The sequence below is a fragment of the Streptomyces sp. NPDC059788 genome (assembly GCF_042732265.1).
Taxonomy (GTDB): domain Bacteria; phylum Actinomycetota; class Actinomycetes; order Streptomycetales; family Streptomycetaceae; genus Streptomyces.
Map to the genome: position 1 here is coordinate 17,891 of NZ_JBHWHY010000060.1, position 17,732 is coordinate 35,622.

The 17,732-nt window shown below is 69.2% G+C and carries 16 protein-coding genes; 5 read left to right on the top strand and 11 right to left on the bottom strand.

From position 1 onward, the window contains the following. Positions 1-91: 91 nt before the first annotated feature. Both ACFV57_RS36855 and ACFV57_RS36860 read left to right on the top strand, forming a co-directional pair. The gene (locus ACFV57_RS36855; RefSeq protein WP_385241626.1) at positions 92-655 is read left to right on the top strand and encodes an isochorismatase family protein; all 564 of its coding nucleotides are present in this window, start codon (positions 92-94) and stop codon (positions 653-655) included. Between the two features lie 109 nt (positions 656-764). Next, positions 765-1,730 (top strand): aldo/keto reductase, encoded by a 966-nt coding sequence (locus ACFV57_RS36860; protein WP_385241629.1) that lies wholly within the window; start codon positions 765-767, stop codon positions 1,728-1,730. Positions 1,731-1,760: 30 nt separating this feature from the next. Here ACFV57_RS36860 and ACFV57_RS36865 read toward each other — a convergent pair whose 3' ends face one another. From ACFV57_RS36865 to ACFV57_RS36890, 6 genes are all read right to left on the bottom strand, one after another. Beyond that, positions 1,761-4,196: a hypothetical protein gene (locus ACFV57_RS36865; protein ID WP_385241632.1), complete on the bottom strand. Its 2,436-nt coding sequence runs from the start codon at positions 4,194-4,196 to the stop codon at positions 1,761-1,763. Between the two features lie 127 nt (positions 4,197-4,323). Continuing rightward, entirely contained in the window at positions 4,324-4,665 is a 342-nt protein-coding gene (locus ACFV57_RS36870) for a hypothetical protein (protein WP_385241635.1), read from the bottom strand. Between the two features lie 1,153 nt (positions 4,666-5,818). Next, on the bottom strand, positions 5,819-6,292 hold the full coding sequence (locus ACFV57_RS36875; protein WP_385241725.1) for a GNAT family N-acetyltransferase: 474 nt from the start codon (positions 6,290-6,292) through the stop codon (positions 5,819-5,821). Positions 6,293-6,318: 26 nt separating this feature from the next. After that, the gene (locus tag ACFV57_RS36880) at positions 6,319-6,675 is read right to left on the bottom strand and encodes an arsenate reductase ArsC (protein ID WP_385241727.1); all 357 of its coding nucleotides are present in this window, start codon (positions 6,673-6,675) and stop codon (positions 6,319-6,321) included. Between the two features lie 91 nt (positions 6,676-6,766). Continuing rightward, positions 6,767-7,921, bottom strand: coding sequence for an ACR3 family arsenite efflux transporter (gene arsB / locus ACFV57_RS36885; RefSeq protein ID WP_385241637.1), 1,155 nt, complete (start codon positions 7,919-7,921; stop codon positions 6,767-6,769). After that, positions 7,918-8,316 (bottom strand): ArsR/SmtB family transcription factor, encoded by a 399-nt coding sequence (locus ACFV57_RS36890; protein ID WP_385241639.1) that lies wholly within the window; start codon positions 8,314-8,316, stop codon positions 7,918-7,920. Before ACFV57_RS36890 ends, arsB begins: the two co-directional genes overlap by 4 nt. Before the next feature lie 77 nt (positions 8,317-8,393). On the opposite strand from ACFV57_RS36890, the gene ACFV57_RS36895 reads away from it, so the two are divergent. Continuing rightward, on the top strand, positions 8,394-8,897 hold the full coding sequence (locus ACFV57_RS36895) for an ArsI/CadI family heavy metal resistance metalloenzyme (RefSeq protein ID WP_385241642.1): 504 nt from the start codon (positions 8,394-8,396) through the stop codon (positions 8,895-8,897). Positions 8,898-9,212: 315 nt separating this feature from the next. Here the strand turns inward: ACFV57_RS36895 and ACFV57_RS36900 are convergent, their stop codons facing one another. Together ACFV57_RS36900 and ACFV57_RS36905 are read right to left on the bottom strand one after the other, a co-directional pair. Continuing rightward, complete coding sequence (locus ACFV57_RS36900; protein ID WP_385241644.1) at positions 9,213-9,962, bottom strand: cation transporter; 750 nt, start codon at positions 9,960-9,962, stop codon at positions 9,213-9,215. Positions 9,963-9,964: 2 nt separating this feature from the next. Next, positions 9,965-10,300 (bottom strand): ArsR/SmtB family transcription factor, encoded by a 336-nt coding sequence (locus ACFV57_RS36905; RefSeq protein WP_385241646.1) that lies wholly within the window; start codon positions 10,298-10,300, stop codon positions 9,965-9,967. Positions 10,301-11,075: 775 nt separating this feature from the next. Here ACFV57_RS36905 and ACFV57_RS36910 point away from each other — a divergent pair. Beyond that, entirely contained in the window at positions 11,076-12,167 is a 1,092-nt protein-coding gene (locus ACFV57_RS36910; RefSeq protein WP_385241649.1) for an NAD(P)-dependent alcohol dehydrogenase, read from the top strand. A 114-nt stretch (positions 12,168-12,281) separates the two neighbouring features. Here the strand turns inward: ACFV57_RS36910 and ACFV57_RS36915 are convergent, their stop codons facing one another. The 3 genes from ACFV57_RS36915 to ACFV57_RS36925 all read right to left on the bottom strand — a co-directional run bounded on the left by ACFV57_RS36915 (position 12,282) and on the right by ACFV57_RS36925 (position 16,397). Continuing rightward, the gene (locus ACFV57_RS36915) at positions 12,282-12,716 is read right to left on the bottom strand and encodes a VOC family protein (RefSeq protein ID WP_385241652.1); all 435 of its coding nucleotides are present in this window, start codon (positions 12,714-12,716) and stop codon (positions 12,282-12,284) included. A gap of 185 nt (positions 12,717-12,901) precedes the next feature. After that, positions 12,902-13,813, bottom strand: a complete 912-nt coding sequence (locus tag ACFV57_RS36920; protein WP_385241654.1) for a hypothetical protein — start codon at positions 13,811-13,813, stop codon at positions 12,902-12,904. 508 nt (positions 13,814-14,321) lie between these two features. Beyond that, the gene (locus tag ACFV57_RS36925; protein ID WP_385241657.1) at positions 14,322-16,397 is read right to left on the bottom strand and encodes a glycoside hydrolase family 36 protein; all 2,076 of its coding nucleotides are present in this window, start codon (positions 16,395-16,397) and stop codon (positions 14,322-14,324) included. Between the two features lie 430 nt (positions 16,398-16,827). On the opposite strand from ACFV57_RS36925, the gene ACFV57_RS36930 reads away from it, so the two are divergent. Continuing rightward, complete coding sequence (locus ACFV57_RS36930; RefSeq protein WP_385241660.1) at positions 16,828-17,616, top strand: GntR family transcriptional regulator; 789 nt, start codon at positions 16,828-16,830, stop codon at positions 17,614-17,616. The last annotated feature ends 116 nt before the right edge of the window (positions 17,617-17,732 follow it).

The window sequence follows — 17,732 nt, forward strand, 5'->3', positions numbered from 1 at the left end:
CAGCCCTTCCCCCTTTACGTAAGGACGTCAGACGTAAGGGCATCGTGGAAGAGCATCACGTAACGGCCCGCCAGGCCGCTACCGTGAGCCCATGCCACACGCCTGCGCGCTCCTCGTCATCGACATGCAGAACACCCTGGTGGCCAAGGCGCACCGGGCCGCCGAGACGGTCGCCGTTATCGCCGGGTTGCGCGAGACGGCCAGGGCCGCGCGCGTACCGATCGTGACGATTCAGCACCGGGGCGACGGGCTGGAGGCGGAGTCCGAGGGCTGGCGGATCGTGCCGGAACTCGCGCCTGGCGCCGACGAGGTGGTTGTCCACAAGACCGCCGCGGACGGTTTCCTCGGGACCGAGCTCGACGCGACCCTGAAGGCGCTGGGAGTCGGCGAGGTGGTCGTCACCGGGTTCGCGACGGAGATCTGTGTGGACACGACCGCGCGGCAGGCGCTGAGCCGCGGATACGACCTGGTGCTGGTCGCCGACGGGCACACCACGTCCGAACGGCCGGATGCCGGCGGGTTCGCGCCACCGGAGCGGTCGATCGCGCACCACAACGAGATTTTCCGGCATCTGGACTTCCCGGGGCGGAGCGTCCGCGTACTGCCGGCGGTTGAAGTGGGGCTGGCCTGGTCCGAGGCCGTGCACCCTCGGTAGTGGAGAAGAAAATGCCCCTGCCCGGGCCACCGAAGTCCCTTATCGTCAGCGGGATGTCCGGCCGGGGAAACGTCCCGGCCGGACCGTGGCCACGAGGGGGAGAACGCGGATGCGCTACCGCGAGTTGGGACGCAGCGGACTGTCGGTTTCCGAGATCGGTTACGGCACGTGGGGGATCGGCGGGGCCAGCTGGGTGGGCGCCACGGAGGGGGCCTCCGTACGGGCCCTGCACCGGGCTCTCGACCTCGGGGTGAACTTCATCGACACCGCCCGCGGCTACGGGGACAGCGAGCGGATCGTCGGCCGCGTCGTCCGTGAGCGGTCCGGTGGCGAGGTTCTCGTCGCGACGAAGGTGGCGCCGAAGAACGGTGTGTGGCCGGCACCGGACGGCCTGGATCCTGCGGAAACGTTTCCTGGCGCGCACATCCGCGACAGCCTGGAGACCAGTCTGCGCGTCAGCGGACTGGACCACTTCGACGTACTGCAGTTCCACGTCTGGAGCGATGACTGGGTCGGCCGCGGCGACTGGCTCGATACGATCGCCGAGCTGAAGCGGGAGGGCAAGATCCGTCTGTTCGGTGTGTCGCTGAACGATCACCAGGCCGAGAACGGCCTCACGCTCGTCCGCAGCGGCGTCGTGGACAGCGTGCAGGTCATCTACAACATCTTCGACCAGGCGCCCGCCGACGTACTGCTGCCGGCCTGCGAGGAGTACGGCGTCGGTGTCATCGTGCGGGTCGCGCTGGACGAGGGAGGGCTGACCGGGCGGATCACCGCCGGCGCCACGTTCCCCGAGGGCGACTGGCGCAACCGGTACTTCCGCGACGACCGTGCGGCGCAGGTCGAACAACGTGTGGCCAAGATCGTCGCAGACCTCGGCATCGCCTCCGACGAGATCGCGGAGTACGCCTTGCGGTTCGTGCTCAGCGCGCCGGCGGTCAGTACCGTCGTTCCCGGGATGCGCTCCGTACGCAACGTCGAGCGCAACACGGCCCTCAGCGACGGGCATCCGCTCACCGCCGGTCAACTCGCCGTGCTGGCCGAGCATCGGTGGCAGCGCAACTTCTACTCCTGACCGCGGGCGCGTCTGCCGGGCCCGGCCGTTTTACGTCCGTTCGGCGGCCGGGGCGGTGACAGGTGAGGCGGGGGTGGGAACGCGGTGTTGACCGGTTCGCCTGGCGACGAGAGACACGACCATGATCAACCCGACAGCTGCCGCGACCGCGTACGTGAGTGGGGCCAACGCGTGGGCCGTCACAGTCGGCCAACTCGGGGAGTCCATCGGGGAAGCCAGCCAGGAGCCCAGGACCGCGCTCAGCCCTGCGGCGGCCAGGGGGAGGACGAGGAGAGCAGCTGTCAGGGTTAAGGGAACCGTTCGTTCGGCTTCGACGGCTCGCGCTGTGACTGTAGCGGTGGCAGCAGCGGCAACGGAACAGAAGACCATGACGTAGGAGAGAAGCCGTACCCACCGCGACGCTTCCAGGGACAGGCCCGTACCCACGATCCATGTACCGCCGGGCGTGTCGACGGAGACGGCCGCGGACAGGTGTTGATGGGCCAGCCTCTTGAGGTCCGGGACGGAGAGGGGAGCCCCGCCGTTGCCCAGGATGATCAGTGAGACGGGCTGCTGCCCCGTCCCGGGCATGTCGCGGGTCGGGGAACCGCGGGTAGCGGTCAGGGCTCCTCCGGCCGGTTCCAGGCCGTTCCAGCGCATGAATTCCCGAAGCCGCGCATTGGTGCTCTCGGTGACGTCGGCCGGTTCGGGCGAGCAGGGAACTTCGAGCTCGCGCAGACCCTCGCACGATCCCAGGAGTTCGAACCGGGAGTTCCCGTGCGCATCGTCTCCCCTGTCGCGCACGGCGAGCATCCTCGCCTGGTCGGACAGCGCGTTCTCGAACGCTCTCAGCCCGTCGGCCGCCGTGTAGCCGCCCACCTCCACGATGCTGGTACCGACCCGTTCACGGGTACCTCGCGCCTCGTCGGCCAGGTCTCCTGGCGTGCCGTTCCACAGCAGCACCTGGCCGGCCAGCGTGAGGGACACCAGGACAGCGGACACCAGTACGGTCGGCGGCAACGGATGCCGCTTCAAGGCGACGCCCACGGTCTCCACCGCCTTGGCACCTGTCCTTCGCCCGGCTCGGGCCAGCAGGCCGCCGCCGGATGAAAGTGCCGTCGCGATGGCCGCCGGTGCACACACCAGAGCGAGGGCTACGGCCGTCAGGTAGACCGCCAGGCGCGCGTTCTCGGGGGCCAGTTCGGTGCCCCGGGCCGCGACCAGCAGCGCGAGGAGGAAGAGTCGGCAGCACTTTCGCCTGGTGCGATCCGCACGGGCTGCGTTACGGGGGCGGCGGGGCTTCGGGCCGGTTGTTCGACGCCGCCGGCGTCCGACGAGCAGCGCCGATGTCAGTAGCGCCAGTACCGCCAGGAGTGCTACGAGGTGAGCCGCGCCCACCAGCGGCATGGCGGATCGCATGTCTCGACGGTCCAGTACGAAGTCCACGCCGGGAACGCGAAGATCAACAAACAGGGCACCGAGGTTCAGGGCACAGCTCGCCGCCATTCCTAGGGCCAGGGAGCGCCATACGTTGGGAGTGAGCCCCGGTTGCCGGCCTCCGCGCGTGGTGCGTGTGAGTGGGCGTTTGTGTTTCTGAGGGGGTGGGGGGCCGGGCTTGTGGCCCTGAGGGGGTGTGGGGCTCGGGTTGTGCTCCTGAGGGGGAATGAGCCCCTGATCGTGCTCGGGTTCGGGTTCGGGTTCGGGTTCGTGAGGGAGCGTGAATTCGTGATTGCGCTCGTGGGCGGTGGTCAAGCCCCGGGCGGCGACGGCTGCGAGCAGCAGTGAGGGCAGCACCGCCAGGCCGAACAGCCCCCAGTAGAGGCGGCCCACCCCGTATACGTACATGTGTCGGCCCAGGGGGAACCCGGCGTCCTGCTGCCCGAACCCGGAGATTTCCCACATACTCTCCCTGCCGGCCGTCTTGGCCGTGGGGCCTACATAGGCGAAGCGTTCACCAGGGGATTCGAGCCCGTCCTTCGCGATGACCCCCGCGAACTTGCCGTACCGCGAGGCCACTCCTTCTTCCCCGCCGGCTTCCATCAGCCCCGGGGAAAGGAACGCCTCGCCTGGCTTCGGCCAGCGGGGGAGGCCGGGGGGCGGGGCCGCGTCCTCGACCAGGGGGACGACAAGGACGACGTCATGGGTGAAGTCGCCCACCGTGTCGACGGTGGCTTGCCACAGCGCCACCGGCTTCGCGCCGTCTCCCGCCGTCACCTGCTGCGGCACCCGGTCCGCGCCGCGCTTTTCCTGCCCTTGATGAGCGGCGTGCGCCACACCTATCGCGGAAAGGCTCAGCGCCAGCAGGCAGGTGGCCGCCGCCAGGGCCCATCGATGGACCTGCCAGGCCGCACGACGCCAGGCCGCATGGCATCTGCCATGCTGGGATGGTGGGTTTGCCTGGTTTGTCGGGACTGTCGGGCGCGTGGTCCGGCCGGTTCCGCCTGCGGCCGGCCCGTGCGGAGCTGCCGGTGACGGCAGAGGGCTCATGAACGCACTCCGAGTACGTAGGAAGTCGGCTCTTTCGAGGACCCGAAGGCCGGGGCCCGCGGCGACTCTTCCGCGGGCCCCGGCTGGTCACGGGGCAGCTACCGCGAGGTGCCGCCCGGCCTCCTGGTCAGGGCCGCCAGCCGCTGCACTTGTCCGGGCCGTTGTTTATCTCCTTGCAAGCCTGGATCTTGAAGATGCGGGAACCGGAACCGCTCTTCGTCCAGTGGCCCTTGCCCTTGTCGTTCCACAACACCCGCTTGGTGTTCGGCGAAGCCGCCCGGTAGTAGTTCGCCTTGACCTTGTGGCCGTCCTTCTTGGTGTCCTTGACCTTGATCTTCTTGTTGTGGGAGTAGGTCTGCGCGGTCGCGCCGTCGGTTGCCGCCTTGACGGCGAAGGCGGGCGACGCTCCCGCGATCGCGGCTGCCGCTACGAACGCGGCCGCGGCCCGCTTCATGCCTGTCTTCCGCACGATGCAGTTTCCTTTCTTCGGGGCGGCGCCAGGGCCGCCGGTTCAGAGGGAGGGGAGAGGGCCGCAGCGCTTCACCTCGACGGCTCCGGCACCGGCCCTTTCCCTCTCGATGTCGCGTTGCTCGCGCCCTCCGTCGGGGCGGCGGCGCAAGCACGGGGATCGCCGCTCGTCGTGAGCGGTGGTTCCGTCCGTTCGCTAGAGATTCCAGTGGGCAATGAATTGATTCACAGCCCCTGTTCGTGCCGGGAGACAAAACATCGCGGGTTCGTCCTGGGGGCTGGGATTGACTCGTGGGTGCTTTGTTGCTGCTGAGGCTGCAGGGGTGAGGTGGGTGTGCAGGTTGTGGGAGAGGCGGCGAGCTGCTGTGGGGCGCGGGGAGAGGCCGATCTGTCCTGTCGCTTCTGTCGGCCCTGTCGGCCCTGTCGGCCCTGTTGGCCCTGTCGGCCTCGTCGGCTCTGTCGGTTCTGTGGTGGGGCTGGTGCAACAATCCGCCGTCGTGCCGTCGTGCCGTCGTGCCGCCGTGCTGTTGCGCGGACCGTGCCGGAGGCTGGCAGCCCGGACTCACGGGGGATGACCGAAGGGGTGGGGATCTTGATCGCCGCTTGGGTGTGCGGGGCCCCGGGCCGGGGCATTGCCGTTCCCCGCTACCGCCGACGCTGGCCTGGGTGAAGGCCTGGATGAAGATGAAGGCGGGCGGATGGCCTGGATGAAGGTAGGCGAAGGCCTGGGAGGGGTTCGGAAGGGTGGAGGCGGCGGTGGCGCTGAGCCCGCGTCGGGTCGGCGGCTTGCTGTGTTTTGCGAGTCGGCTGCGTACGCGTGGCGGTGTCGTGCCCGGAGGGGCGCGCTCCGGCGGTGGACCAGTCAGTGTGCTGTGCGAATACGCCTGCCTGCGGGGCCCGTCCGCCCGCCGTGACGAAACGTTTCTGCTTCGGCCTCGGCGGAATGCCTACGCGCTGCCTTTCGGCCCTGACGCCGGCCTTCAGTTGCGACACCGGCCCTCCGCCCTGACGCCGGCCTTCGGCTGTGACACCGGCCTTCCGCCCCGACGGCAGCACAACGCCCCCGGGCCGTTAGGTGGCCCCGCCCCCCATCGGATGACGGTCCCGCCGGGCATGCCCCGGCCGCAACGGCGGCAAGAGATCGCCCGGGCGGGTCAGGAGATGGTGGGGCTGCGGCGTTCCAGCAGGACTACGTCGCGCCAGCGTCCGTGGTGGCGGCCGAGGCGATCGCGGGTGCCGATGACGCGGAATCCTGCCTTGGCGTGGAGGGCCAGGCTGGCGGTGTTCTCCGGGAAGATGCCGGTCTGCACGGTCCAGATGCCGGCCGTGTCGGTGGAAGCCAGCAGCGCGGTCAGCAGCGTCTGTCCCACGCCGCAGCCTTGGGCGTCGGGGTGGACGTATACGGAGTGTTCGACCACCCCTGCGTACGCGCTCCGGGCGGAGACGGGTACGACCGCGGTCCAGCCGAGCACCCGCCCGGTCGCGTCGAGGGCGACCAGACGGTGCTCGGCCAGGCGGGAGGCGTCGAACGCCTCCCAGGTCGGTGCCGCGGTCTCGAAGGTGGCGTCGCCGGTGGCGATGCCGAGCCGGTAGATCTCCAGGACCTGTTCGGCGTGCTCGGGGAACATCGCGGTGACGGTCACCGCCGGGGGCGTCACCTGGCCGCCTCGATGCCTAGGTCGGTGAGCAGGCCGCGTACCCGCCGTTCGATGGCGTCGCGGATGGGGCGGACGGCTGCGACGCCTTGTCCGGCCGGGTCGTCGAGCTGCCAGTCGAGGTACCGCTTGCCGGGGTAGTACGGGCAGGCGTCCCCGCAGCCCATGGTGACGACCACGTCGGAGGAGCGGACCGCTTCGCTGGTGAGCAGCTTCGGCGTTTCCGCGGAGAGATCGATTCCTGCCTCCCGCATCGCCTCCACGACGGCGGGGTTGACGGTGTCGGCGGGTGCGGACCCCGCGGAGCGGACTTCGACGCGGTCGGCGCCGAGGCGGGAGAGGAAGGCGGCAGCCATCTGGGAGCGCCCGGCGTTGTGGACGCAGAGGAAAAGCACTGACGGCCTGCCGGCGGGAGCGGGAGCGGAGGTGCGGGCGCGGGCGCGGATCTCAGACACGGGCTGGACCTTTCGGGGCAGCGGACCGCTTGGGCGCCGGAGCCGGGGCGGGGAAGTGACGGCGGGCTGCGAGAGCGACGTACACCAGGCCGATCAGGACGGGTACTTCGATGAGAGGACCGACGACGCCGGCGAGGGCCTGGCCGCTGGTGGCGCCGAAGGTGGCGATGGCGACCGCGATGGCCAGTTCGAAGTTGTTGCCCGCCGCGGTGAAGGCGAGCGTGGTGGCGCGTGGGTAGTCCAGCCCCACGGCGCGGGCCAACGCCATGGACCCGGCCCACATGAGTGCGAAGTACACCAGTAGCGGCAGTGCGATGCGGGCGACGTCCAGTGGCTGGGAGGTGATGGCGTCGCCCTGGAGGGCGAAGAGCACCACGATGGTGCACAGCAGCCCGTACAGGGCGAACGGTCCGATCCGGGGGACCAGCTTGGTCTCGTACCAGTTGCGGCCCTTGGCCCGCTCGCCCAGACGGCGGGTGAGGAACCCGGCGACGAGCGGGATACCGAGGAAGATCAGCACCGAGCGGGCTATCTCCCATACCGACACGTCCAGCACGGTCTGTTCCAGGCCGAGCCAGCCCGGCAGGACGGACAGGTAGAACCAGCCCAGCAGGCTGAACGCGAGGACCTGGAACACGGAGTTGAGCGCGACGAGGACGGCGGCGGCCTCGCGGTCGCCGCAGGCCAGGTCGTTCCAGATGATGACCATGGCGATGCAGCGGGCCAGACCGACGATGATCAGGCCGGTGCGGTACTCGGGCAGGTCCGGCAGGAAGAGCCAGGCCAGAGCGAACATCAGGGCCGGTCCGACCAGCCAGTTCAGCACCAGCGACGGGATGAGCAGGCGGCGGTCGCGGGTGACGGTGCCCAGGCGGTCGTAGCGAACCTTGGCCAGCACCGGGTACATCATCACCAGCAGTCCCAGCGCGATCGGCAGCGAGACTCCGGTGACCGTCACCTTCGCCAGCACGCCTCCCAGTCCGGGTACGAGGCGGCCCAGGCCGAGGCCGGCGGCCATCGCGGCGATGATCCACACCGCCAGCCAGCGGTCGGTGAACGACAGCCGGGACGCCACCGGAGCCGTATCGGGAGCGGAGGCAGAGGCAGGAGCAGGAGCGGAGGCAGGACCGGGGGCGGGGGCGCTCATGCGTCGGCCCGGCAGTCGGAGGCGGGCAGTGGAGCGCCGGCGGGGCGGGTGAGGATGCCCGCGAGGCGGTCGGTCATCTGGGGTACGAGCCAGTAGTACACCCAGGTGCCGCGGCGCTCGCAGTCGATCAGCCCGGCCTGCCGCAGCAGCTTCAGATGGTGCGAGATGGTGGGCTGGGACAGGTCGAAAGCCGGGGTCAGGTCGCATACGCACACCTCGCCCCCGGCGCGGGAGGCGATCAGCGACAGCAGCCGCAGCCGCACCGGGTCGCCGAGGGCCTTGAACACCTTTGCCAGCTCCACCGCCTGGTCCTCGTCCAGTGGTGCGGTCAGCAGCCCCGGGCAGTAGACCGCGAGGCCGTCCTGCCCGAGAACTCCAAGCTCTTGATTCGACATACTCCTATGTTGACGAACTTCAATCCAAGGCGCAAGGTTGTATCGAAGAGAATCGATTCAGCCTGTTGGGGGTTGTCATGTCGCGTGTCCAGCTTGCCCTGCGAGTCCCCGACCTGGAGGCGTCCGTCTCCTTCTACTCCAAGCTCTTCGGCGCCGAACCGGCCAAGCGCCGCCCCGGCTACGCGAACTTCGCCCTCGCCGAGCCGCCGCTGAAACTCGTACTCCTCGAAGGTCCGGACACCGCCGAGACCCGGCTCGACCACCTCGGCGTCGAAGTCGAGGCCGCGGACGAGGTCACCGCCGCCACCACTCGCCTCAAGGAGGCTGGTCTGGCCACCTTCGAGGAGAACGACACCTCCTGCTGCTACGCCCTCCAGGACAAGGTCTGGGTGCACGGCCCGGGTAAGGAGCCGTGGGAGGTCTACGTCGTCAAGGCCGACGCCGACACCCTCGGCAAGAGCGTCGACGGCGCCCCTGCGGTCACCGATGGCTGCTGCGCCACCCCGTCCGGAGCGGCCGGCGCGGCCGGGGCCTCGGATACCGCCCCGCCCGCGGGAGCGGGTTGCGCCTGCGGCAGCTGACGCGCCAGGCGAAACGCACCGGAGGCGGAGTGGGCCTTGGTGGCGCGCCGGGCCTCGGCGGTGCACTCGGCTTTGCGGTGTGCCGGGGCTCGGTGGTGTGCCGGGCCTCGACTGGGCGCCTGGTCCCGGCAACGCGCCTGGTCCCGAGGGCGCCGAGCCACGGCAGCGCACGGGGCTCCACGATGTACCGCCCCAGGTAGCGCAATGGCCCCAGTGGTACACCGAGGCCCGCTCCTTACTGGCCGTCCCTGCGGGTGGTTCTGCTGGTGGTCCCTATGGGGCCTGCTGGTGGTCAGGACGTTGCCGCGTCGGCGGTCAGGCGTAGCAGCCGCAGCCTGGGCGGCATCCGCAGGTGGCCTTCGCCTGTCGCTCGTAGGGAGCCGCGGTGGCCGGGGGCGCGCAGCAGCCCTTGCCCTGCCAGGCGTCGCGGCCTTCCTTCACGGCGACGGCGGCGATGACCAGCGCGGCGAGGGGGTCGGCCCACGACCAGCCGAGCGTGGCGTTGAAGGCCAGGCCGACAAGAAGTACGGCGGACAGGTACGTGCACAGCAGGGTCTGCTTGGAGTCGGCGACCGCGGAGGCGGAACCGAGCTCACGGCCGGCGCGCCGCTGGGTAGCGGACAGAAACGGCATGACCGCGAGCGACAGGGCGGCGATGCCGATGCCGGGGACCGACCGCTCGGCCTCCCCGGGGCCGGTGAGCGCGCGAACGGCGTCGACGGTGACGTACGCGGCGAGTGCGAAGAAGGAGGCAGCGATGATCCGCAGAGTGCGCTGTTCACGAGCTTCGCGTACGGCGTGCTCGCGGGCGGAGAACTGCCAGGCCACCGCCGCGGCGGAGGAGACCTCGATGACGGAGTCGAGGCCGAAGCCGATCAGTGCGGTGGAGGACGCGAGGCTGCCCGCGGTGACGGCGACGATCGCCTCGATGACGTTGTAGGCGATGGTCGCCGCGACCAGTAGCCGTATCCGGCGGGTGAGCACGTCACGTCGGGCCGGGGAAGGACCGAGGGGTGAGGGGCTGAGGGATGTGGAGCCGAGGGATACCGGTAGCTCGGCGGGCATGGTCAGCAGCAGCCCTTCTCGTCGGCGTCCGGGCAGGTGCGGTCGCTTTCGACGGCCACTACAGCGGTGCGCAGGTCGTCCAGGGCGTGGCCGAGGCGTTCGTCGGCCAGTTCGTAGCGGGTGCGGCGGCCGTCGGGCGCGGCGACGACCAGGCCGCAGTCGCGCAGGCAGGCCAGGTGGTTGGACAGGCGGGTGCGGGAGACCCCAAGTGCGTCGGCGAGATCGGCGGGGTAGGCGGGGGCGTCGTGCAGGGCGAGCAGGATGCGGCAGCGGATCGGGTCGGCGAGCGCGCGGCCGAAGCGGGCCAGCACCTCGATGTCGGGGGCAACAGTCAGCACGTCGCGAGAGTACATCAAGCCCTGAATTCAGCAAACCATGTACTGTCGCTGCCGGTCCGGGCCTCCAAAGGGCCAGAGCCTTCCGTCTCTGAGGTACCGGCTCATCGAGGCCTCGCGGGGCTCTCCCGTGTCGAAAGGGGACCGACCCAGTAGGGTGCAGCACTCGCCCCAGGGCTACCGTCGGTGCGTCGGCCGCGAGTCGGGAGTGGCCTTGGCGCGCTCACGCCGGAGCCGACAGGCGTGGGCGTCCATCACGCGCCCCCGACGCGGCCGCACCCGCGGCACATGTCCGCCACTCCGAAGAGGTAGCGGTGCGGTTCCTGGTGACGGGCATGTCCCCAGCGAGCACGCGACGGACGCGTGTTCACGAGCGAGAGGACGCACCACCATGCCGGTCGTGCAGAAGCGATGCGAGTACGTAGAACCCGAACTGGTCGAGGCGGCCCAATAGCCCGATCGCTCAATTCAATCGCCAAGCCGCCCCTGATACAGATGCACCCATGCTCCGAGCCAGGACTGCGGCGCGTCCCGTACGGAGGCGGGCGACTCCAGGGAGACGGGGCAAGCCAGCCGCCGGGCAGCCTCGGCAGCGTGCCCCGGCCACCGCGGATCGACGATCCGCGGTGGTGGCCAACGACCCAGGGGCCGCCAAAACCCGTGGACATCGACCACGTCAGTGTCGCGATATCGAAGACAAGGAGTGATCCTTTGAGCTGGACCAGATGTGGGCGGCAGCGACGTCGCCCGCACCGGACAGCACACTGGGAAGAGACGTATGCGTATACAGGCGGCACTGGTTGAGGCTCCCGGCGGCCCTTTCACTGTCCAGGAGGTCAATCTTGAAGAGCCGAGGCGGGACGAGATCCTGGTGCGGATAACCGCCACCGGTATCTGCCACACCGATCTCAGCATGCGGCAGATCTGGCCCCCGCAACGCCTCCCCATGGTCTTCGGCCATGAGGGCACCGGCATCGTCGAGGCGGTGGGCGACGCGGTGACCGCCCTCGTCCCCGGCGACACTGTGTGTCTCACGTACCGAAGCTGCCGTACCTGCGAACAGTGCTCAACTGGAGAGCCTGCGTACTGCGAGCACGCGGGGCCCCTCAACGCCGGCGGAAGCCGCCCTGACGGCAGTTCCCCTCTCTCCCACGCGAACGGCGCGCCGGTGCACGGCAATTTCTTCGGCCAGTCCGCTTTTGCGTCTCACTGTCTCACCACGGAGAGCAACACCGTCAAAATCCCCGCGGACGTTCCCGCGGCGGTTGCTGCTCCACTGGGGTGCAGCGTTCAAACGGGCGTCGGTACGGTCCGTACGGTCCTGCGGCCATCAGCGGGCACTACTCTGGCCGTCTTCGGAGTCGGCAGCGTCGGCTTGAGCGCGGTCATGGCCGCGGTCGCCGACGACTATTCCGTAGTAGCCATCGACCCCATCGCCTCGCGTCGCGAGCTGGCCCGGGAACTCGGCGCCACGGCGGTCATCGATCCCACCTCCGGAGAGGATGTGGTCTCGGCCCTCCGTGACCTCACTTCCGGAGGGCCGCACTGCGCCATCGACACAACCGGTCAGCCGACTGTGGTGTCCCAAGCCGTCACAGCCCTGCGCAAGCGCGGCACGCTCGCCCTGGTCGGTATCGGTACGGCGGAATTCGACACCATGCCGGTGATGACCAAGGGCATCACGATTCGAGGCGTGACCGAAGGCGACGCCGTACCGGAGCGTGCCATCCCACAACTCATCGACCTCTACCGACAGGGCAAGCTCCCACTGGAAAAACTGATCACCGAATTCCGCTTCAACGACATCGAGGCTGCCGCCGAAGCGGCTTTGACGGGGAATGTCGTCAAGCCGGTCCTTACCGTGATGTGAGGAGACCGCCGCCGTCGGCCGGACCACGGTCATCGCGGGGACCACCGTCGTCGCGGAGGACGGCGGCCGGGGCGCCGGGTTGAAGACGCCTGCCACCGCGCCGTCTCCGGGGGATCAGTCGAGACAGAACTCGTTGCCCTCGATGTCCTGCATCACGATGCAGGACTCGTTGTGGTCATCGGCGAGCAGCAGTCGTACGCGCGTCGCGCCGAGCGCGACCAGTCGTGCGCACTCGGCTTCGAGCGTGGCCAGGCGCTCTTCCCCCACGAGTCCGGTGCCGGCTCGCACGTCGAGGTGCAGCCGGTTCTTGGCGACCTTGCCCTCGGGGACACGCTGGAAGTACAGGCGCGGGCCCACACCTGAGGGATCAGTGCAGGCAAATGCCGAACCCTGTCGTTCAGGCGGCAGCGAGCGATCGAAATCGTTCCACGTGGCGAATCCCTCCGGTGGTGGCGGTACGACGTACCCCAGCACCTCGCACCAGAAGCGGGCGACGCGCTCAGGTTCCGCGCAGTCGAAGGTGACTTGGAACTGCTTGATCGGCGACATCGGCGCACCATAGCAGGGCGACTCTGTTGCACATTCTTGCCTGGGCAGTCGGCGCGGGCGGCTGTACGGCCGAAGTGCGCGACGGCTGCCCAGGCAAGACGGGCGGGCGGACGGGCGGACGGGCGGACAGGCGGACAGGCGGGCAGGGGAACGTTCCTGCCGCGGGTTACGACCCTGCTTCGGGTTCAGCCCGCGACGTGCGAGGTGATGCTGCCGTCGGTCTCCAGTACGGCCCACAGGGAGCCGACCTTGACCGCCGAGCGGAACTTCGCTTCGCCGTTCACCTCCATCGTGGCGAGGGTGCGTCCGTCGGCGTCGACGAGGGCCGCCCGGTAGTGCTGGTCGCCGAGTTCGGTCACCCGGGCCACGGTTTTGCCGTCGGCCAATGTTTCATTGTGCGGGCCGCTGGGGCGGACCTTCGCGATCCAAGAGGTCAGTTCGCCCTTCGAGGAGAGCGCGACGATCAGCCCGTTGAGATTGCCGGCCACGTAGGGCTCGGCCGTCGTTGCTTCGATCGAGCCGAACGAATGGCCGTCGGCGAAGCCCTCGGCGCGGTAATGGTCCGGCCCTATCCGGTAGATCTTGGCGATGGAATCGTCCGCCAGCTTCACCGTACGGACGTAGGTGCCGCCGCTGTCCTTGCCCCAGTAGACGGGGCAGCCCTTGGGCAGCGGGGGGAATTCGTGGGTGGGCAGGAAGACGACTCCGCCTGCCGACCGACGCTCCCACAGCGTGGCACGACCGCTCTCCAGGTTGGTGAGCTTGAGCCCTGCCTCCTCGTTGACGGGGTGGTTGTAGTTCACGCCACCCAGGAGGAGGTTGCCGTCCTTGTCCTTCAAGACCGCCTGCGGGCCCTGCGGCCCGTTCTCGGGAATCGGACGGTTGATGATGTCCACGTGCGCGCCCTCGATGGGGAGGATCGACGGCACCGTCTTGGTGACCGTGCACCGGGCGATGTCGGCCGGTGTCGGTCCGGTGCCGCGCGACGGGCTGTCGGCGAATGCCCCGGAGACCGGGCCGAGGACGGCGGCGGTCGCGGCGGCGCAGGCCGCCAGGGTGCGCAGGGCGGTGCGACGGTGGGGGAGTAAGGCAGACATACGTGGCTCCAAGGCTGGCTGATGATGCTGGAGTGGAAGAGATACGTGCGTCGTACGCCGCCTCCTCGGGCGGATGGTGCCGCGAGGCCGGGCGGTGGCTGCTGTGCAGAAGCTACGGTGCGACTTTGACGGACGAATCCCCTCCACGTAACAGCGACATCACGGAAAACAGCTACATAGGCCCCTTTGTCCGCCTGCCGGCCCGATCGAGACCGGGCCGGCCAGCCAACCGGCCGGCCGAGGCCGAAGGGGCGAGCCGTGCCGCCGCCGCGTCACCGCTCGTATGCTGCGCCGGCCATACGCGAAGCCACCGGCCGTACGCCGCGCCACCGGTCGTACGCGAAGCCACCGGTCGTACGCGACGGCACCCTAAGGGGCGGATCAGGGTGATCACCAATGGGCAACACCGTGCGCACCAGCCAGGGTTGGTGCCGTCGCGGCAGCTGCCGCCCTCCCAAAACCACCGCTTCCCCGGAGCAACCCATGCGCGCCCGCCCGCCCCGGCTGATCACCCGATGGGCTCGGCCACGACGAGCTGGAACCGCTTGAAGGACAGCTTCACGGTGTTGTGCTGAGCAGTGACGGTTCCGAGTGACTTGCCGGTGAACGGGTCGGTCAGGCGGTACCGCGTGCGGCCCAGACCGCGCAGTTCGACCGTCCCGTCCCACTGGTCGGCGTAGAAGGCGTAGTGGAGGGTCCGCTTCTTGGCCACGACATGCGCCTCGGGCTTGTCGAAGCCGATGTCGTACAGCTCACCGCGGTACTCGCCGGTGGGCAGCATGTTCTTCTCGTACAGGGACACCCACTTGCGCCAGAGGACCTCCTTCTCCGGGGTGAGGTCGGTCGCCTTGTCCGGGGCTCCGGTTCCGGGGAGGGTGAACTTGGTCGACAGGACGGCTCCGATCCCGTAGGAGGACGCGAAGTCGTTCCCGCCGTCGCTCAGTTCGACGTGGTCGCCGGCGTAGCTGCTGCCCGCGCCCATCAGTGCCTTCATCGACTTGCCCTTGCTCCGGACCTGGTAGGAGGACTCCGGGTCCGAGCTGGGGTACTGGTCGACGTAGGGCAGGTTGTGGAAGGCGAAGGCGGTGCCGCAGGGGCAGAGCTCGACGAGGGCGTCGGGGTTCGCCTCGTGCGCGGCTTCGTGGATCGCCTTCCAGAACAGGGCCACGCCCTCGGTGGATTCCTCGGGGCGGGCGTGCCGGTGCTTCGGGTTGTAGCAGGGCGCGACGCTGTTGAGGTGCTGGCCGTCGATCTTGAGCCCCTCGTAACCCCAGTCGCCGATGAACCTCTTCGCCTGCTCGACGAAGTAGTCCACCGTCGGCTGGTAGGCCGGACAGAGGGTGTAGGCGTCCCACCAGGTGACGTCCTGCTTCTTGCCGTCGCGGTCCAGCAGCAGCATGTCGGGCCGGTCCCGGAACAGGTTGCTGTCGGGGTCCGCCGCCAGCGGGGCCCACCACAGGCGCGGCCGCAGGCCGGCGTCCCGTATCTTCTTGGTGAAGGCCCGCATGTCCGCTTCGCCGCGCGGGAACTTCGCCGTGTTGATGTCCCAGTCACCCTCGTTGGTCTGCCAGCCGTCGTCGAGCGCGGCCCAGCGCAGACCGACCTCGTGCGCCTTCGGCAGCGCTTTGGTGACCTGCTCGGTGGCGAAGGTGCGCTCGTAGCCCCAGGCACACCAGATGGGCTCGAAGGCCGAGGCGGGGACCTTGGGGGCGCGCTGGCCGATGTCGCTCATGTAGTCGCGGTACCGCTGGAGCGGCACGAAGTGGTCGCCCGGGAGGGCGGTCAGGAACGTGGTGTCGGTGCTGAGCCGACGGCCCGGCTTCAGGGTGCGGGCGGTGTCGTCCTGGATGGCGATGCTCGCTCCGGCGTCCGTCTTGCGGACCGGCATGCGCAGGATCGTCGCCACGGGCTCGACATGTCCGACGGAGAGGCCCGCGCCCCGGCGCCAGACGGTCGCCAGCGGGGTGCCGCCGCCGTAGTCGGAGGAGTCCATTCCCAACGAGTTCTCCTGGACATAGCCGTCCTTCACCGGCATCACCCAGTCGCGGCGGTCCGTGTACGTGGTACCGGAGAAGGTGTAGAAGCCGCCGGGCGTCTCCAGGAGTTCGTGGGCTCCGTTGCGCCACCCGGTCACCTTCAGCGCGGTGGAGGACCTGTTGGTGTAGGTCACCTTCATCACGACCATGCCGGTAAGACGCTCGAAGGAGGTCAGCTCGACCGTCTTCTGTATGCCTTCCTTGGCCGTGCCCTCGATCGTCACCCGGACGCCCGCGCCGTGGCGGGGGTGCCGGGTGCGGCGGGTCCGGTGCCCGCGGTAGGCGAACGCCTCGATGGCCTTACCGCCCACCAGCAGGGCTTCGCCGGCGTCGAAGCGGGTGAGGTCGACGCCCTTGAGCGCCACCCGGCTGCGCAGTTGGTCGTCGAACTCCAGGGTGATGGAGGTGTCGCCGACTCCGACGAGGTCAGGACCCGAGTTCGGTGCGGCGGCCGCGGGTGCGGCGCCCATGGCCACGGCGGGGAAGGCAGCCAGGCCGGCACCCCCCAGCGCCACCTTCAGTACGCTTCGCCGGTTCATGTCCGTCATGTCGAACTCTCTTTCGGTCGTGCGTGCCCGACTGGGGCAGCCGCCTTTTGTCCGTCGTTGTGGATCGTCGAAGTCGAGCCGCACGCTCGTGACGAAGCGGCCGTCCGTAAGGCTGGTCGGTGCCTGGTCTCCTACCGGTTTTCGCAGTGGGTCTCGGCTGGGGTCGGGGACGGCGTACCGTCCGAACGGGCACCCCGGTGCGCGGTTGCCTCCGGCAGTAGCGGGCGGGCATCCTCGGTGAGCTGCGACAACGTTGCCTCGATCACCGGCGGGTGCCCGGGGCACGGCGAAACGGAAGGTCGCTCACGGGCGACTTCTTCATCATCGGGTGGTCTGCTTCGGGAACGTAAGCGGTATGCGAGTGTCATGTCAACGGATGGGGCTCCTGGACGAGGGCCCACGTCGTCGATCACATTGGTATCCTTCTGGTATGACAGATGTGAGAACGTCGATGCCCAAAGGCCTGTTCGGTGACGACGCCCTCCCGTTGTACGAGCGCACAGCCACGCAGTTGCTCGACGACCTGCGCGCCGCCGCCGCCCGCCCCGGTGACCGGCTGCCCTCCGAGCGGGCTCTGGTCGACCGGTACGCCGTGTCGCGCGTGACGCTGCGGGCGGCCCTCGCGCAATTGGAGTCGCGGGGCATCGTGCGGCCGTCTTCGTCCCGCGGGTGGTTCGTCGCCGAGCTCGGTCTGCTCCCCGAGGCGCCGACGACGTCCGCCTCGGCGGCCCCGCAGGTCCAGGGGTTCGCCGACTATGCGCAGGTCAACGGCTTGACGACGGCCGGCAAGGTGCTCTCCGCCACCGTTCGCCCGGCCACGGTGTCCGAGGCCGAGCAGCTCCGGATCGCTCCAGGGGCCGACCTCTTCGACCTCCACCGACTGCGCTTCCTCGACGGTCTGCTCGTCGTGCTGGAGCACAACCGGCTTCCGTTGGCGGCCTGCCCCGCCTTGGCCGAGACCGACTTCAACACGGCCTCGCTCTACGCCACCCTGCGCGCCGCCGACCCGCCGCAGCTGCCCCGCGTCGCCGACTATTCGGTCGAGGCCCGCCACCCGACATCACGGGAGATCGAGTTGTTCGAGATCGCGGAGACCATGCCGATGCTCGTCGCGACCCAGCTGACGTCGAACCAGGAGTCACGCCCGATCGAACTGACCGTCCAGGTCTACCGGGGGGACCGCTACCGGTTCCGGGCCTCCATCACCAATCAGACTTAAACGATCACCAACCGGACTTGGGCGATCACCGTGTGCCTGACGGTTCGACTGTGCAATACCAGATTGATACCAGAATAAGACTGTTGACGACCCCAAATAAGACCAGTACTGTCCGG

Bases quoted from the DNA above. Each gene is read 5' to 3' on its own strand.
- ACFV57_RS36860 (WP_385241629.1), top strand. From the start codon at position 765: ATGCGCTACCGCGAGTTGGGACGCAGCGGACTGTCGGTTTCCGAGATC.
- ACFV57_RS36875 (WP_385241725.1), bottom strand. From the start codon at position 6,292: ATGTTCCCCGAGCACGCCGAACAGGTCCTGGAGATCTACCGGCTCGGC.
- ACFV57_RS36890 (WP_385241639.1), bottom strand. From the start codon at position 8,316: ATGTCGAATCAAGAGCTTGGAGTTCTCGGGCAGGACGGCCTCGCGGTC.
- ACFV57_RS36855 (WP_385241626.1), top strand. From the start codon at position 92: ATGCCACACGCCTGCGCGCTCCTCGTCATCGACATGCAGAACACCCTG.
- ACFV57_RS36900 (WP_385241644.1), bottom strand. From the start codon at position 9,962: ATGCCCGCCGAGCTACCGGTATCCCTCGGCTCCACATCCCTCAGCCCC.
- arsB (WP_385241637.1), bottom strand. From the start codon at position 7,921: ATGAGCGCCCCCGCCCCCGGTCCTGCCTCCGCTCCTGCTCCTGCCTCT.
- ACFV57_RS36915 (WP_385241652.1), bottom strand. From the start codon at position 12,716: ATGTCGCCGATCAAGCAGTTCCAAGTCACCTTCGACTGCGCGGAACCT.
- ACFV57_RS36930 (WP_385241660.1), top strand. From the start codon at position 16,828: ATGACAGATGTGAGAACGTCGATGCCCAAAGGCCTGTTCGGTGACGAC.
- ACFV57_RS36910 (WP_385241649.1), top strand. From the start codon at position 11,076: ATGCGTATACAGGCGGCACTGGTTGAGGCTCCCGGCGGCCCTTTCACT.
- ACFV57_RS36895 (WP_385241642.1), top strand. From the start codon at position 8,394: ATGTCGCGTGTCCAGCTTGCCCTGCGAGTCCCCGACCTGGAGGCGTCC.
- ACFV57_RS36925 (WP_385241657.1), bottom strand. From the start codon at position 16,397: ATGACGGACATGAACCGGCGAAGCGTACTGAAGGTGGCGCTGGGGGGT.
- ACFV57_RS36920 (WP_385241654.1), bottom strand. From the start codon at position 13,813: ATGTCTGCCTTACTCCCCCACCGTCGCACCGCCCTGCGCACCCTGGCG.
- ACFV57_RS36880 (WP_385241727.1), bottom strand. From the start codon at position 6,675: ATGGCTGCCGCCTTCCTCTCCCGCCTCGGCGCCGACCGCGTCGAAGTC.
- ACFV57_RS36865 (WP_385241632.1), bottom strand. From the start codon at position 4,196: ATGAGCCCTCTGCCGTCACCGGCAGCTCCGCACGGGCCGGCCGCAGGC.